Below are 15,754 nucleotides of genomic sequence, written 5' to 3'. Positions count from 1 at the left end.
TCCGCTGCCCGCCGCCGTCCGCCCGGAGGCTGAGCGGGCAGGTCCCCCGCGCGGCGGAGGCGGGTCAGCCGCCGGGCCGCACCACCCCGTGTTCGTACGCGAAGACCACCGCCTGCACCCGGTCGCGCAGGCCGAGCTTGGCCAGCACCCGGCTGACGTGCGTCTTCACCGTCGCCTCGCCCAGGTGCAGCTCCGCGGCGATCTCGGCGTTGCTGGCACCCCCGGCGACCAGGACCAGGACCTCCCGTTCGCGGGGCGTCAGGTCGCGCAGCGCCGCCTCGGGAGGCATCCGCGCGCCGCCCCGCCCGGCGGGGTCGCCGGGGCGGGCGAAGGTGGCGATCACCCGCCGGGTGAGTTCCGGGGCGAGCAGGCCGTCGCCCCGGGCGAGCACCCGGATCGCCTCGACCAGCGCCTCCGGGGTGCCGTTCTTGAGCAGGAAGCCGCTGGCCCCGGCGCGCAGCGCGGCGAACAGGTAGTCGTCCCGGTCGAAGGTGGTGAGGATCAGCACGGCCGGCCCGCCCGGCTCGTCCTGCTCGGCCGTGATCCGCCGGGTGGCCTCCAGCCCGTCGACCCCGGGCATCTCCACGTCCATCAGCACCACGTCCGGGCACAACGCCCGGGTCATGCCGACGGCGCGTTCCCCGTCGGCGGCCTCCCCGACCACCTCGATGTCGTCCTCCACCTCGAGGATGACCCGGAAGCCGGTGCGGACCAGGTGCTGGTCGTCGGCGAGCAGCACGCGCACCGGCCGGTCGGCGTCGGGCGCCTCGCGGTCGGCGCCCACGCCGGGCACCTCGCGGTCGGCGCTCACGCCGGACGCCCCGCCGCGACCGGCAGCGGGAACCGGGCCCGCACCCGCCAGCCACCGCCGGCCCGCGGGCCGACCTCCAGCGCCCCGCCGTGGGTGGCGACCCGCTCGCGCATCCCGACGAGGCCCAGCCCGTCGGCGTTCGCGGGGCGGGTGGCCCGTCCGTCGTCGGTCACGTCCACCTCCACCTCGTGCGCCAGGTAGCGGATCCGCACGTCGAGTGCGGTCGCCCCGGCGGCGTGCTTGAGCGCGTTCGTCACGGCCTCCTGGACGACCCGGTACACGGCCTGGGAGACCGACTCCGGCAGCGGCACCCGGTCCCCGTACACCCCCAGGGTGGCCCGCAGGCCGGCCTCGCGGGCCCGGTCGACCACGGCCGTGACCTGGTCGATCGCGGCGGGTCCCGGCTCGTCCGCGCGGTCCGGGCGGTCGTCGCGGGCGCGGAGCAGGCCGAGCATCCGGCGCAGCTCGTCCACCGCCGTACGGGCCGTCTCCTCGATCGCGCCCAGCGCCGTGCGGGCCTTCGCCGGGTCCTTGTCGAGCACCCGGCGGGCGGCGGACGCCTGCACGCCCATCACCGACACGTGGTGGGCGACCACGTCGTGCAGCTCCCGGGCGATGCGGACCCGCTCGCCCACCACCGCGTGCTCACGGACCTCGGCCTGCGAGCGGCGCAGCTCCTCGGCCCGCGCCTGCACCTCGTGCTGCCGGCGGGCGGCCAGCCACGCGGTCTCCCCGAAGAAGTACGCGAACCCGAAGAAGAGGCCGTTGACCAGCACCCCGTTCACTATCGCGGCGAGCACGGGGGGCACCGGCCCGACCGCGCGGTCGAACGCGTCGGCCGGGATCCTGTCGATGGTGACCGCGTAGTAGATCCCCAGCCACGCGAACATGGTGGCGATGACGCCGATCCGCAGCCGGCGGGCCAGCCGGCGGTCCGGCCCCCAGGCGCCGAGCGAGTAGAGGGCCGCGAAGAGCGCCCAGGAGGAGAGCTGCGACTCCGGGGCGGAGCGCGCCTGCGCGGCGACGAACGCGACCGAGACGACCAGGAGGGTGGTGGCGGGGAAGCGGCGTCGCCAGATCACCGGCAGCGTCACCGCGACGGTCCAGAAGACCTGCTCCGGCCCGGAGGGCGGCGGCCCCAGCAGGAAGGCCCCGGTGCTGCGGGCGAGGGTGAGGCTGACCAGCGCCAGGACGACCGTGGCCAGCCCGACGTAGACGTCGTACCGCCGCTGTTCCGGGGTGGGGCCCGGCCGCCGCCAGTCGTCGTCCGTCACGGTGTTCACCCTGGTCAGGATTCCATCCCGCCGGTCGGCGTCGGCCAGGCACCCTGCCGGGCGGCCACGTGCGGTCGCCGCGCAGCCGGGGTACGCGATCCGCGCCCCTGTCCGTGTCGACCTCCTCCGTCGCGCCTGTTCACACTCTGCTGCTGCGGCGACTACGGTCGGAAGGCGCCGACGGGGCCGCCGGCCGGGGGTGCCGGCGGGCACGGCGCCGGTGCGGGCGCCGACGGTGATCGGCTGGGCTGTGGTGGAGGTGTGATGGGCGTCGGGCAGGTGTCCACGTTGGAGTTCCTCGGCGGCGAGTTGCGCCGGGCGCGGCGCGACCGGGGGCTGAGCCAGGAGGAGCTGGCCCAGCGGATCAACTACTCGTCCTCGCTGGTCGGCATGGTGGAGATCGGCCAGCGGACCCCGTCGCAGGACTTCGTCGGCCGGGTCGACGCGGCGCTGGAGTCCGAGGGCTTCTTCGAGCGGCTGCTCACCCTCGTCCGGGCCGACGCCGCCCCGCCCTGGCTGCGGGAGTGGATCTCGGTGGAGGCGGAGGCGACGCTGATCCGCTGGTTCGAGCCGTCGCTGATTCCCGGCCTGCTCCAGACCGAGGCGTACGCGCGCGCGGTGCTCACCGGCGGCGGGATGCTCCGCGAGGTCGAGGTGGAACAGCGGGTGACCTCCCGGCTGTCCCGCCAGGCGGTGTTGACCCGGGAGGCCCCGCCGGAGGTCGTCTTCGTCATGGACGAGTCGGTGCTGCGCCGGCAGATCGGCGACCGGAAGGTGATGGCCGAGCAGTTCGCCCACCTGCTCGCGGTCACCGGGTCGCCGCACGTCGACCTGCACGTGGTGCCCGCCGACGTCGGCATGCACGCCGGGCTGGCCGGCGCGTTCATCCTGGCCCGCACCCCCGAGGGCGGCGAGGTGGCGCACGTGGACACCCCGCTGCGCGCGCACGTGAGCGACCGCTCCGACGACATTGATAGCCTGCAACGCAGGTGGGAGAGCCTGCGGGGCGAGGCGTTGCCCCGCCGGGCGTCCCGGGAGCTCCTCGCGGAGGTGGCGGAGTCATGGACCTGACCGGCGCGATCTGGCGGAAGTCCACCCGCAGCGACAACGGCGGGTCCACCTGTGTCGAGGTGGCGACGAACCTGGCCGGCGTGGTGGGCGTACGCGACAGCAAGGACCGTGGGGGACCGGTGCTGGCCTTCGGCCCCGCGGCCTGGACCGGCTTCCTCGCCGCGGCCACCGCCGGCGCCCTCCGGCCCGCTCGTCACGGCTGACGGCCCGGCACGCCGGGGCGTGCCGGGCCGCGTGGCGTGGTCGGGTCAGCGGCGGTCGCGCAGCGCCTTGACCACGCTCTCGGCGACGTCCCAGAGCACGATCAGCGCCGTGCCGGCGACCACGATGGTGGCGACGGTGTTCAGGTTCTCGCCCTCGCCGAGCCACTCGAAGCGGGCCACGAGGTCGGGGTTGAGCAGCCGGTCGGTCGACATCAGCCAGACCACCGGCACCGCGAAGGCCAGGTCGAGCACTGCATTCGCCGCGACCAGCGGCCAGGTCCAGCGCCCGGCCCGGTACTTGGCGATCTCCAGGCCCACGGTGGCGACCAGCACGGCGATCAGGACCGGCAGCCAGAAGCTCCACAGCGCCGGGTCGAGGATCGGCAGGTTGCCGTCACCGTCGGCGGGGACGAACGACCGGAAGTGCTGCATCGGCAGGTAGGCGATGAAGATCGCCAGGAAGCCGATCGAGGCGGCGGTGTCGGTCAGGGTGATCTGTCGGTCGCCCGGGCCCTCCGGGAGCTGGTCGACGCTCCAGTCGGGCAGGTGCAGGGGAGTCCTGGTGCGCTCCAGCACCGCGAAGACCAGGGTGACCCAGAAGGCGATCTGGAGGGCCACCGTGAGGGCGGTGGTGACGCCCTCGCCGACGGCCCCGCCGGCGTTCTCGCCGTCGGTTGCCGCCAGCAGGCCGACGATCACGCCGGCCGTCGCCGGCACGAAGCTGAGCAGCAGCTTCAGCAGCCGCTCCCAGGCCAGGTAGTAGGTCGGCCCGATGAGCTGCAACCGGCGGTCGGAGTAGCGGGCGGCGAGCCGCGCCGGGTCGCCCAACTCGGTGAGCACCTCCCGCTCGGCGGCGGTGCCGTCCTGCCCGCCGGTCGTGCGGCCCTCGACCATGTCCTCGATCGAGGCGCGCAGCTCGGTGGCGATCTCCTCGCGGCGCGCGACCGGCACCGAGCGCAGGGTCGCGGCGAGGTAGCGGTCGGTCAGGGAAGTCATCGGTCGGCTCCTTCGATCAGCCCGGTCAAAGAGGTCTGCACTGCGGCGAGGTCGGCGAGGAGCCGGCCCAGCACCGACTCGCCCTCCTCGCTGGTCCGGTAGAACTTGCGCGGCCGGCGCTCCTCGGTGTTCCACTCGCTGGTCAGCAGCCCCTGCTCCTCCAGCCGCCGCAGCAGCGGATAGAGCGTGTTGGCGTCGACCGGGAAGCCGTGGCCGGAGAGGCGTTGCAGCAGCGCGTAGCCGTAGTCGGGGCGCCGCAGGGCGACGAGGCTCGCCACCACCACGGTGCCCCGACGCAACTCCTGGAGGTGCGTCCGCAGGATCTCGTCGCTAACCATGTGTCACACCATACTGTGTGCCACACACTATCGTCCAGCGCTACATCATCGTGCGAGCCTCCATCAGTATGTTTCGGCAATACGGACGGCGCGGACCCCGCGGGGTCCGCGCCGTCGGTGAACCTTTTTGCTCGGCGGGACCGACGCTCCCGGAAGGTGTGGTCGACCCGGCCGTGCCGGGTGCCTTCGTCGGCCGTGCGGATCACGTCCCGCCCGGCAGCCGGGGCGACCTCGTCGACACGCGGCCGGAGAGATCCAGAACACCCCGCCCGCTCGGCCCCGCGCGGCGTCTGGAGCGGCCTCTTCCGGCGGCGATAGGGTAGGCCGACCGACCTCGACCATCCCATGATCCGACCCGGGGGGCGCCACGCATGGGCGATTCGTTCGCGCATCTGCACGTGCACACGGAGTACTCGATGCTCGACGGGGCGGCCCGCCTGAAGGACCTCTTCGCCGAGGTCAAGCGGCAGGGCATGCCGGCGGTGGCGATGACCGACCACGGCAACATGCACGGCGCGAACGACTTCTACAAGCAGGCGATGGCCGCCGGGGTCAAGCCGATCCTCGGCATCGAGGCGTACGTGGCGCCGGAATCACGCTTCCACAAGCAGCGGGTGCGCTGGGGCAGGCCGGAGCAGAAGAGCGACGACGTCTCCGGCAGCGGCGGCTACACCCACATGACCATCTGGGCGCGGAACAAGACCGGTCTGCACAACCTCTTCAAGCTGACCAGCCGGTCGTACACGGAGGGGTTCTTCGTCAAGTGGCCGCGGATGGACGCGGAACTGCTCGCCGAGAACGCCGACGGGTTGATGGCGACCACCGGCTGCCCCTCCGGGGAGGTGCAGACCCGGCTGCGCCTGGGCCAGTACGACGAGGCGCTCAAGGCCGCCGCGAGGTACCAGGAGATCTTCGGCAAGGAGAACTACTTCCTGGAAGTCATGGACCACGGCATCAGCATCGAGCGCCGGGTCCGCCAGGAGCTGCACGACATCTCCCGCAAGCTGGACATCCCGCCGGTAGTGACCAACGACTCGCACTACACCCACGAAGCCCAGGCCGAGGCGCACGACGTGCTGCTCTGCGTGCAGACGGCGGCGAACGTCGCCGACCCGAACCGGTTCCGGTTCGACGGCAGCGGCTACTACATCAAGTCCGCCGACGAGATGCGCGCCGTCGACAGCTCCGACCTCTGGCTGGAGGGCTGCCGCAACACCCTGCTGGTGGCCGAGAAGGTCGACCCCACCGGGATGTTCGAGTTCCACAACCTGATGCCGCGCTTCCCGATCCCGGAGGGGGAGACCGAGGAGTCCTGGTTCCGCAAGGAGACCTTCGCCGGGCTGGCCCGGCGCTACCCCGGCGGCATCCCCGAGGGCCACGTCGCGCAGGCCGAGTACGAGCTGGGCGTCATCATCCAGATGGGCTTCCCGTCGTACTTCCTCGTGGTCGCCGACTTCATCCAGTGGGCCAAGAGCCAGGGCATCGCCGTGGGCCCCGGCCGCGGTTCGGCCGCCGGCTCGCTGGTGGCGTACGCGCTGGGCATCACCGACCTCGACCCGATCCCGCACGGCCTGATCTTCGAGCGGTTCCTCAACCCCGAGCGCGTCTCGATGCCGGATGTCGACATCGACTTCGACGAGCGCCGGCGCGGCGAGGTCATCAAGTACGTCACCGACAAGTGGGGCGAGGACAAGGTCGCCCAGATCGCCACCTTCGGCACCATCAAGGCGAAGGCCGCGATCAAGGACTCGGCCCGGGTACTCGGCTACCCGTACGCGGTCGGCGACCGGATCACCAAGGCGATGCCCCCGGCGGTGATGGGCAAGGACATCCCCCTGGAGGGCATCTTCGACCCCAAGCACCCCCGGTACGCCGAGGCCGGCGAGATCCGGGGCATGTACGAGGCCGAGCCGGACGTCAAGAAGGTCATCGACACCGCCCGTGGCATCGAGGGACTGATCCGGCAGACCGGCGTGCACGCCGCCGGCGTCATCATGTCCGCCGAGCCGATCATCGACCACATCCCGCTGATGCGCCGGGACTCCGACGGGGTCATCATCACCCAGTTCGACTACCCGACGTGCGAGTCGCTCGGGCTGTTGAAGATGGACTTCCTCGGCCTGCGCAACCTGACCATCATCGACGACGCGGTGAAGAACATCCAGCTCAACCACGGCAAGGAGCTGGACCTGCTCGGGTTGCCGCTGGACGACAAGGCCGCGTACGAGCTGCTGGCCCGGGGCGACACCCTGGGCGTGTTCCAGCTCGACGGCGGGCCGATGCGCTCCCTGTTGCGGATGATGAAGCCGGACAACTTCGAGGACATCTCCGCCGTCCTCGCCCTGTACCGACCAGGCCCGATGGGCGTGGACTCGCACACCAACTACGCGCTGCGCAAGAACGGCCTCCAGGAGATCACCCCGATCCACCCGGAGCTGGAGGAGCCGCTGCGGGAGATCCTCGCGCCCACCTACGGCCTGATCGTGTACCAGGAGCAGGTGCAGCGCGCCGCGCAGATCCTCGCCGGCTACACCCTCGGCCAGGCCGACCTGCTGCGGCGGGCGATGGGCAAGAAGAAGAAGGAGATCCTCGACAAGGAGTTCATCCCGTTCCGGGACGGTTGCCGGGAACGGGGCTACTCGGACGAGGCGATCCAGAAGGTCTGGGACGTGCTGGTCCCGTTCGCCGGCTACGCCTTCAACAAGGCGCACTCGGCGGCGTACGGCCTGGTGTCGTACTGGACCGCGTACCTGAAGGCGCACTACCCGGCCGAGTACATGGCGGCGCTGCTCACCTCCGTCGGCGACGACAAGGACAAGATGGCGCTCTACCTCTCGGAGTGCCGCCGGATGCGCATCCAGGTGCTGCCCCCGGACGTGAACACCTCCGCCGGGCCGTTCACCCCCGTCGGCAAGGAGATCCGGTTCGGCCTCGGCGCGGTACGCAACGTCGGGGCGAACGTGGTCGCCGCGATCATGCGCTGCCGGGAGGAGAAGGGCGACTACGCCGACTTCTACGACTTCCTGTCGAAGGTCGACGCGGTGGTCTGCAACAAGAAGACCATCGAATCGCTGATCAAGGCCGGGGCGTTCGACTCGCTCAAGCACTCCCGCAAGGCGCTGCTCGCGGTGCACGCGGAGGCCATTGACGCGTACGCCGATGTCAAGCGCAAGGAGGCCGTCGGCCAGTACGACCTCTTCGGCGCCGGCTTCGGCGACGCGGAGACCAGCAGCACCACCGTGATGCCGGTGATCGGCGAGGGGGAGTGGGACAAGCGCGACAAGCTCGCCTTCGAACGCGAGATGCTCGGTCTCTACGTCTCCGACCACCCGCTCTTCGGCCTGGAGCACGTCCTCGGCGCGGCGGCCGACTGCACGATCGCCGCCCTGTCGGAGGAGGGCACCGTCCCGGACGGGGCGGTGGTGACCCTCGCCGGCATCCTCTCCGGCGTGCAGCGCCGGGTCACCAAGCAGGGCCGGGCCTGGGCCTCGGCCACCCTGGAGGACCTGGCGGGCGGCGTGGAGGCGTTGTTCTTCCCCAACACCTACGAGGTGATCGGGCAGTACATCGCCGAGGACGCCATCGTGGTGGTCAAGGGGCGGGTGGACCGGCGCGACGACACCCCGCGCATCATGGCGATGGACATGTCCATGCCCGACATCAGCAGCAACCCGGCGAGCAAGCCGATCACCCTCACCATCCCGGTGACCCGGTGCACGCCTCCGCTGGTGGAGCGGCTCAAGGAGACCCTGGTGCTGCACCCGGGCGACACCGAGGTGCACGTGAAGCTGCTCAACGGCAGCAAGGTCACCACGCTGCGGCTCGGCCCGTTCCGGGTGGCGGCCACCACCGCGCTGATGGGCGACCTGAAGAGTGTCCTCGGCCCCGCCAACGTGAGCTGACGCCGCCAGGGCCCCGGCGCCGGGGCCGCGAGCGCCGGATTGGCCGTCCCGGTACGCGCCGCGGGTGACTAGCGTCGGCGGTGTGGAGATCACACAGGCGCAGAAGCTGTGGCGGCCGCAGCCGGGCTGGCTGAACACCGCCAGCTACGGGCTGCCGCCCGACCCGGTGTGGGACGCGGTGCAGGCGGCGCTGGCCGACTGGCGCGTCGGGCGCACGTCGTGGGAGGGCTGGGGAGAGTCGACGCACCGGTCCCGGGCCGCCTTCGCCGGCCTGGTCGGCGTGCCGGCCGCCGACGTCACGGTCGGCAGCACCGTCTCCCAGTTGCTGGCCCCGGTCGCCGCCGCGCTGCCCGCCGGCGCGACCGTGGTGGTGCCGGAGGTCGAGTTCACCTCCAACCTCTTCCCCTGGCTGGTGCAGGCCGAGCGGGGCGTCCAGGTGCGCACCGTGCCGCCGGCCGGGCTGGCCGACGCGATCGACGCCGGCACCGACCTGGTCGCGTTCAGCCTGGTGCAGTCCGCCGACGGCACGATCGCCGCGTACGACGACATCGTCGCGGCGGCCCGTGCGCACGGCGCGCTCGTCGCGGTGGACGCCACCCAGGCGTGCGGCTGGCTGCCGTTCGACGCGAGCCGAGCCGACGTGGTCGCGGTCGGCGCGTACAAGTGGCTGATGGCGCCGCGCGGCTCCGCCTTCGCCTACCTCGCCCCTGAGCTGCGCGAGCGGCTGCGCCCCGACGCCGCCGGCTGGTACGCGGGCAGCGACCCGCACGCCTCCTACTACGGCCCGCCGCTGCGACTGGCCGACGACGCCCGCCGGTTCGACATCTCGCCGGCCTGGTTCAGCTGGGTCGGCACGGCCCCCGCACTGGAGTTGATCGCCGAGATCGGCGTGCCCGCCGTGCACGCGCACGACGTCGCGTTGGCCAACCGGTTCCTCGCCGGGCTGGACCGCCCGCCGGGGGAGAGCGCCATCGTCACGGTGGAGGTGCCCGACGCGGCGCAGCGGCTGGAGCGGGCCGGCGTCCGGGCGGCGGTCCGCGCCGGCCGGGTCCGCGCGTCCTTCCACATCTATTCCACCCAGGACGACGTCGACCTCGCCCTGGACGCGCTCACCGGCTGAACCGGGGCGGGTCCACCGGGGCGGGTCAGCGCCGTCGGGCCGTCACTTGGCGCCGGTGATGATCCCGGGGTTGATGCAGAGCCCGGGGTTGCTGCCGTTGCGCTCGGCGATCTCCAGGCACCGCGACACCTTGTCGACCTTCGCGTTCGTCTCGGTGATCTGCTTCTGGATGGCGGCGTTCTTCCGGTCCTGCTCCAGGTTCCGGGTCTGGGCGAGCTTGTCCTGGAAGGCCTTGATGTTGCCCTCGGTCTTGTCGTCGTGGTTGACCCGGGTGATCGTGACCGACAGGATGTCGACGTCGCTGGAGAGCCGCGTCTCCGCGCTGGCCTTGATGCTCTCGGCGAAGGGCTTCAGGTCCACGTTCAGGTTGCCGGTGTTCGCGTCGATCTTCTCCAGCGGGTTGTACGTGGCGAAGGCGTCGTTGACGGCGCTGTCGAGCTGGACGCCCACCCGCTGACCCCGGAAGCTGTCGAAGTCGCCCTTGTAGTCCATGAACTGCTTCGGCGCGTTCTCCGGCCTGACCTGCCACTCGACGAGCACCTCGACGCAGGCGTCGGCGAGCGTGCCGGTGCGGACCCGGACGCAGTTCTCGCCGCCGATGTGGTCGTACTTCTGCCGGCCGGCGTCCCACTCGCCGACCTTCTGCCACGGGGCGACCCATTTCAGGCCGGAGCCGGTGACCTTGCCCGTCGGCTTGCCGAAGCTGGTGACGATGCCGACCGAGCGGATCGGCACGGAGTGGGCGCTGGAGCCGACGACGAACACCACCACGCCGACGAGGCAGCCGAGCGCCGCCAGGGTGGCGGGTCGCTTCATCGAGCTGGCGCGAGCGCCGAGCGCGAGCGCGCCGGAGATCGCCAGACCGGCGGCGAAGATGATCGCAACAGTGAAGCCGAAGGGCATTCGCTCGGCACCTTTCGCGGGAGGAGGCCCATGACACTAGGGCCGCCGGTCAAGACGGTGCGGAGGTAGTGGCCGTGGGCCGTCCACATGCCGGTGGTAAGCGTCGGGCTGGACAGTGAGAATCGTCGATGCTAACCGGCGGGGCTGTCGGGTGGGAGGTGGAGGTCCCGCACGGCCAGCCGCCCCGGAATATGGCTCCCATCGACATAGCTCGACCTCTGGTGCCGCCGTAGGTTTCCAGCACGCGACGGCCATGTGACCACGGTCACCGACCCGGCCGTCGCGACACCTACGGAGGAGTAGGCGATGGCCGGGCAAGCGCTCCTGTCGGCTCGTGGGCTGACCCGCGACTTCCGGGGCTTCCGGGCGGTCGACGGCGTCGACCTCGACATCGCGGCGGACAGCGTGCACGCGCTCGTCGGCCCGAACGGCGCCGGGAAGACCACCCTCTTCAACCTGCTGACCGGGTTCCTACAGCCCAGCGGCGGCCGGATCGAGCTGGCCGGCCGCGACGTCACCGGGCTGCCGCCCGAGCAGGTCGCTCGGCTCGGCGTGGCCCGGTCGTTCCAGATCACCAGCCTCTTCCCGCAGCTGTCCGCGCGGGAGCACGTCGAACTGGCGTTGCAGAGCCCGAGCGGGCTGGGTTGGCGGTTCTGGCGTTCGGCGAAGCTGATGCGCCGCTACACCGACCGGGCCATCGAACTGCTCGACATGGTGGGGCTGGCCGAGCTGGCCGAGGCCCCCGCAGAGGCGCTGGCGTACGGGCGCAAGCGGGCGCTGGAGCTGGCCATCGCCCTCGCGCTGGACCCGAGGGTGCTGCTGCTCGACGAGCCGACCGCGGGCATGGGCCTGGAGGACGTCGACCGCACCGTCGACCTGATCGCGCGCGTCCGGCAGGGCCGGACCGTGGTGATGGTCGAGCACAACATGAGCGTGGTCGGGCGGCTCGCCGACACCGTCACCGTCCTGCAGGCCGGCAAGGTCCTCGTCGAGGGCCCGTACGAGCAGGTCCGCGCCGACGAGCGCGTGATCACCGCATACCTGGGAGCCGCTGATGCTGCGCATTGAGAACCTGTCCGCCTGGTACGGCGAGGCGCAGGTGCTGCGGGACGTCAGCCTGGACGTCTCCGCCGGCGAGGTGGTCACCCTCGTCGGGCGCAACGGGGCCGGCAAGTCCACCCTGCTGCGCTGCGTGATGGGCCTGCACACCGGCCAGCGCGGCACCGTGGAGCTGGACGGTCGGGACGTCGGGAAGCTGCCCGCGCACCGGCGGGCGCGGCTGGGGCTCGGCTGGGTTCCCGACGACCGGGGCAGCTACGCCACGCTGAGCGTCACGGAGAACCTCACCCTGCCGCCGACGGTCGGCCCCGACCCGTGGCCGCTGGAGCGGGTGTACGAGGCGTTCCCCGCCCTCTACGAGCGACGGGACTCGGCCGCCACCATGCTCTCCGGCGGCGAACAGCAGATGCTCGCCCTCGCCCGCGTGCTGCGGATGGGCGCCCGGCTGCTGCTCTGCGACGAACCGACCGAGGGGCTCTCGCCGCTGCTCGTGCAGCAGGTCGGCGACCTCCTGCGCGAGGCCAAGCGGCACGGGGTGACCGTGCTGCTGGTCGAGCAGAACCTGCACTTCGCCACCGGCGTCGCCGACCGGCACTACCTGCTGGCCGAGGGGCGCATCGCGGAGGCGATGGACAACTCCGAGGTGCAGTCGCGGGAACGCGAGCTGCTGTCGTACCTCGGCATCTGATTTTCGATTTCGACGACCCGCGCGCCGCGCGGGGGTGGAGGGATGAGCATGCGTAGGACGGTGGGTGTGGCCGCCGCGTCGGCGGCGGCGATGGTGCTGGTCGCCGGCTGCGGCGGCGGTGGTCCCCAGTCGGGCGGGGACCAGAAGCTGACCGGGGGCAAGATCGTGCTGGGCGTGCTGAACGACCAGTCGGGCGCGTACTCGGAGCTGTCCGGCAAGAACTCGGTCAAGGCCGTCGAGATGGCCATCGCCGACTTCAAGGCGAAGCACGGCGACAAGGCGGTGACGAAGGACATCACCGTGGAGACCGCCGACCACCAGAACAAGCCGGACGTCGCCAACAGCAAGGCCCAGGAGATGTACGACCGCCAGGGTGTCGACCTGATCCTCGACGTGCCCACCTCGTCGGCGGCGCTGCGGGTGGCCGACGTGGCGAAGGCGAAGAAGAAGCTCTACTTCAACATCGGCGCGGCGACCACCGACCTGACCGGCAAGAGCTGCAACAAGTACACGTTCCACTACGCGTACGACACGTACATGCTGGCCAACGGAACCGGCAAGGTCACCACCCAGCAGGTCGGCAAGAACTGGTACATCCTCTACCCGAACTACGCCTTCGGGCAGGACATGGAGAAGAGCTTCTCCGCCGCCATCACCGCCGCCGGCGGGCAGGTCGTCGGCAAGGACGGGGCGCCGTTCCCGAACACCAGCGGCGACTTCTCCACCTTCCTGCTGAAGGCGCCGACGCTCAACCCGAAGCCGCAGGTGCTCGGCACCATGCAGGCCGGCGCGGAGCTGGTCAACGTGGTCAAGCAGTACAACGAGTTCAAGCTGCGGGACAAGGGCGTCGGGCTGGCGGTCGGCCTGATGTTCATCACCGACATCCACTCGCTCACCCCGGCCGCGCTCGCCGGCACCACCTACACCGACGCCTGGTACTGGAACTTCGACCAGCAGAACCGCGAGTTCGCCGACCGGTTCCAGAAGGAGACCGGCACCCGGCCGTCCTTCGCGCACGCGGCCAACTACTCCGCCGCGACGCAGTACCTGGAGGCCGCGCAGGCCGCCGGCACCGACGACGCCGACGCGATCGTCAAGGCTCTGGAGGGCAAGGAGGTCAACGACGTCTTCCTGCGCAACGGCAAGTTCCGCGCCGAGGACCACCGGGTCGTGCACGACGCGTACCTGGCCCAGGTGAAGCCGCAGTCCGAGGTCACCGAGCCGTGGGACTACGTCAAGGTACTCGAGACCATCCCCGCCGCCGAGGCGTTCGCCGCGCCGTCGTCGGCGTGCAAGATGTGACGAGCCGATGACCGGCTTCCTGCAGAACACGTTCAACGGGTTGGTGAGCGGGGCGTTCTACGCCCTGCTCGCCCTCGGGCTCGCGGTCATCTTCGGGATGCTGCGGGTGGTCAACTTCGCCCACGGGGCGTTCTACATGCTCGGCGCGTTCGGCGCGTACGTCCTGCTCAGCGAAGCGGGCGTGCCGTTCTGGGCGGCGCTGGTGATCATGCCGGTGGGCCTCGCCCTGCTCGGCATGGCACTGGAGCGGGCGTTCATCCACCGGCTCACCCGGCTCGACCCGCTCTACAACTTCCTGCTCACCTTCGGCCTCACGCTGATCCTGCAGGACCTGGTGAAGCTCCGCTACGGCGTGCAGTCCAGCCCGTACGAGACCCCGTCCGCGCTGAGCGGGTCGGTCGACTTCGGGCTCTTCGACTTCCCCACCTACCGGGTCTTCATCCTCGGCTTCGCGATCGCCGTCTGCGTCGGCGTCTGGTGGGTGCTGACCCGCACCCGGATCGGCATGGTGGTCCGGGCGTCGACCGAGCGCCCCGAGCTGACCCGTGCGTTCGGCATCAACGTCGGACGCTGGGTCACCCCGGTCTTCGGCTTCGGCATCGGGCTTGCCGGGCTGGCCGGCGTGCTCGCCGCGCCGATGCGGGCGGTGAACCCGCTGATGGGTGCCGACCTGGTCATCGTGGTCTTCGCGGTGGTGGTGATCGGCGGGCTGGGCTCGATCTTCGGGTCCGTCGCCGCCGGCTTCGGCATCGGCCTGGTGCAGGCGTGGGGCGAGGCGTACCTGTCCGACTTCCCGATCGTGTCGCAGACGATCGTCTTCATCGTGATGGCCGTCGTGCTGCTCTGGCGCCCGGCCGGGTTGTTCGGACGTGAGGAGGCACCGGCATGACGAGCACCGTCGACACCACGACCGACGCCGGCCGCCCGGCGCCGAAGTCCGGGCTGGTCGCCGTGACCCGGGCGCCCGGCTGGGTCCGGTACGCGCTGCTCGCCGTCGGGCTGCTGGTGGCGTTCTGGCTGCCCAACGGGCTCTACCCGGCGGTGGCGGTGGACATCCTCTGCTGGGCGCTGTTCGCCGTCGCCGTGGACCTGCTGCTCGGCTTCACCGGGCTGATGTCCTTCGGGCACGCGGCCTTCTGGGGCGCCTCCGCGTACGTCACCGGGTTGGTGGCCATCCACGCCGGCCTGCCGTTCCCGGTGGCCGTGCTGGCCGGGGCGCTCGCTGCGGCCGTGCTCGCGGTGCCGATCGGCTACCTGGCGGTCAAGCGGACCGGCATCTACTTCGCCATGGTCACGCTGGCCTTCGCGCAGATGGTCTACTACATCGCCAACGAGTGGCGCTCGGTGACCCAGGGCGAGAACGGCCTGCAGGGCGTGCCCCGCGAGCTGTTCGGGCTGGACCTCACCGACGACTACTACTTCTACTACGCGATCCTGCCGATCGTGCTGCTCGGCCTGGCCGGCGCCTGGCGGATCGTGCACTCGCCCTTCGGCCGGGTGTTGGTCGGCATCCGCGACAACCCGGCACGGGCCCGCGCGCTCGGCTACCCCGTGCACCGCTACAAGCTGACCGCGTTCGTGCTGTCGGGCTTCATCGCCGGGCTCGGCGGCGGGCTGTTCGCCGTCGGGCACCGCTTCGTCTCCCTGGAGGTGCTGCACTGGACCACCTCCGGTAAGGCCGTCATCGTGGTGGTGCTCGGCGGGATCGGCACGCTCTGGGGCGGGGTGCTCGGCGCGGGCATCGTGGTCCGTCTGGAGGACTGGCTGTCGTTCTCCGGGTTCGAGGCGATCGGTCTCGTCACCGGCGGCATCTTCGTCCTCGTCGTGCTGCTGTTCCGGCGCGGTATCTGGGGCAGCGTCGCCGCCCTGGCCACGCGCTGGCTGGCCGCCCGCCGTCGGTAGTCCCACGCGGTGGTGGGAGATGTGCCGCTGGCCGGCGCCCGTGTCGGGTGCCGGCCAGCGTTCCCCCTTGTGGTGGAAAGTCTGTCTCTGGTGTCAGTTGTTCCAGTGCTTGGCGACGAGGTCGGCGGCCTGCTGTTCCCACTGGGCGTAGTGGTCGGGGTACGCCGACACCTGCACGGTCTGTG

The 15,754-nt window shown here is 71.4% G+C and carries 14 protein-coding genes; 9 read left to right on the top strand and 5 right to left on the bottom strand.

Annotated features, from left to right (window positions below; all coding sequences use genetic code 11):
- Window positions 1-64: 64 nt before the first annotated feature.
- Window positions 65-784 (bottom strand): response regulator, encoded by a 720-nt coding sequence (locus tag ACZ6O2_RS18220; RefSeq protein WP_466023675.1) that lies wholly within the window; start codon window positions 782-784, stop codon window positions 65-67.
- 23 nt (window positions 785-807) lie between these two features.
- Window positions 808-2,094, bottom strand: coding sequence for a sensor histidine kinase (locus ACZ6O2_RS18215; protein ID WP_466023627.1), 1,287 nt, complete (start codon window positions 2,092-2,094; stop codon window positions 808-810).
- 255 nt (window positions 2,095-2,349) lie between these two features.
- On the opposite strand from ACZ6O2_RS18215, the gene ACZ6O2_RS18210 reads away from it, so the two are divergent.
- Together ACZ6O2_RS18210 and ACZ6O2_RS18205 are read left to right on the top strand one after the other, a co-directional pair.
- Window positions 2,350-3,156 carry a helix-turn-helix domain-containing protein gene (locus tag ACZ6O2_RS18210; RefSeq protein WP_466023626.1) on the top strand — a complete coding sequence of 269 codons (807 nt, stop codon included), beginning with the start codon at window positions 2,350-2,352 and terminating at the stop codon, window positions 3,154-3,156.
- Window positions 3,147-3,359: a DUF397 domain-containing protein gene (locus ACZ6O2_RS18205; protein ID WP_466023625.1), complete on the top strand. Its 213-nt coding sequence runs from the start codon at window positions 3,147-3,149 to the stop codon at window positions 3,357-3,359. Before ACZ6O2_RS18210 ends, ACZ6O2_RS18205 begins: the two co-directional genes overlap by 10 nt.
- A 45-nt stretch (window positions 3,360-3,404) precedes the next feature.
- On the opposite strand, the gene ACZ6O2_RS18200 is transcribed toward ACZ6O2_RS18205, so the two are convergent.
- The gene (locus ACZ6O2_RS18200; RefSeq protein WP_350706216.1) at window positions 3,405-4,355 is read right to left on the bottom strand and encodes an HAAS signaling domain-containing protein; all 951 of its coding nucleotides are present in this window, start codon (window positions 4,353-4,355) and stop codon (window positions 3,405-3,407) included.
- Window positions 4,352-4,693 (bottom strand): PadR family transcriptional regulator, encoded by a 342-nt coding sequence (locus tag ACZ6O2_RS18195; RefSeq protein WP_466023624.1) that lies wholly within the window; start codon window positions 4,691-4,693, stop codon window positions 4,352-4,354. Before ACZ6O2_RS18195 ends, ACZ6O2_RS18200 begins: the two co-directional genes overlap by 4 nt.
- 371 nt (window positions 4,694-5,064) lie before the next feature.
- On the opposite strand from ACZ6O2_RS18195, the gene dnaE reads away from it, so the two are divergent.
- Together dnaE and ACZ6O2_RS18185 are read left to right on the top strand one after the other, a co-directional pair.
- Window positions 5,065-8,595 (top strand): DNA polymerase III subunit alpha, encoded by a 3,531-nt coding sequence (gene dnaE / locus ACZ6O2_RS18190; protein WP_350706212.1) that lies wholly within the window; start codon window positions 5,065-5,067, stop codon window positions 8,593-8,595.
- Window positions 8,596-8,677: 82 nt separating this feature from the next.
- Complete coding sequence (locus tag ACZ6O2_RS18185; RefSeq protein ID WP_466023623.1) at window positions 8,678-9,715, top strand: aminotransferase class V-fold PLP-dependent enzyme; 1,038 nt, start codon at window positions 8,678-8,680, stop codon at window positions 9,713-9,715.
- Window positions 9,716-9,757: 42 nt separating this feature from the next.
- Here the strand turns inward: ACZ6O2_RS18185 and ACZ6O2_RS18180 are convergent, their stop codons facing one another.
- Window positions 9,758-10,618: an SPFH domain-containing protein gene (locus ACZ6O2_RS18180; RefSeq protein WP_466023622.1), complete on the bottom strand. Its 861-nt coding sequence runs from the start codon at window positions 10,616-10,618 to the stop codon at window positions 9,758-9,760.
- A 306-nt stretch (window positions 10,619-10,924) separates the two neighbouring features.
- Between ACZ6O2_RS18180 and ACZ6O2_RS18175 the strand changes: the two genes are divergently transcribed.
- Genes ACZ6O2_RS18175 through ACZ6O2_RS18155 form a run of 5 tightly spaced genes read left to right on the top strand, consistent with a single transcriptional unit; the run spans window position 10,925 to window position 15,569 of the window.
- On the top strand, window positions 10,925-11,686 hold the full coding sequence (locus ACZ6O2_RS18175; protein ID WP_466023621.1) for an ABC transporter ATP-binding protein: 762 nt from the start codon (window positions 10,925-10,927) through the stop codon (window positions 11,684-11,686).
- Entirely contained in the window at window positions 11,673-12,365 is a 693-nt protein-coding gene (locus tag ACZ6O2_RS18170; protein WP_350706204.1) for an ABC transporter ATP-binding protein, read from the top strand. Before ACZ6O2_RS18175 ends, ACZ6O2_RS18170 begins: the two co-directional genes overlap by 14 nt.
- A gap of 42 nt (window positions 12,366-12,407) precedes the next feature.
- On the top strand, window positions 12,408-13,667 hold the full coding sequence (locus ACZ6O2_RS18165) for an ABC transporter substrate-binding protein (protein WP_466023620.1): 1,260 nt from the start codon (window positions 12,408-12,410) through the stop codon (window positions 13,665-13,667).
- 7 nt (window positions 13,668-13,674) lie between these two features.
- Complete coding sequence (locus tag ACZ6O2_RS18160) at window positions 13,675-14,556, top strand: branched-chain amino acid ABC transporter permease (protein ID WP_350706200.1); 882 nt, start codon at window positions 13,675-13,677, stop codon at window positions 14,554-14,556.
- On the top strand, window positions 14,553-15,569 hold the full coding sequence (locus ACZ6O2_RS18155; RefSeq protein WP_466023619.1) for a branched-chain amino acid ABC transporter permease: 1,017 nt from the start codon (window positions 14,553-14,555) through the stop codon (window positions 15,567-15,569). Before ACZ6O2_RS18160 ends, ACZ6O2_RS18155 begins: the two co-directional genes overlap by 4 nt.
- Window positions 15,570-15,754: the final 185 nt, after the last annotated feature.

The sequence above is a fragment of the Micromonospora sp. NPDC048040 genome, from assembly GCF_055587185.1.
The sequence above is the reverse complement of the archived record's forward strand: the minus strand, read 5'-3'. Positions and strand labels throughout refer to the sequence as shown.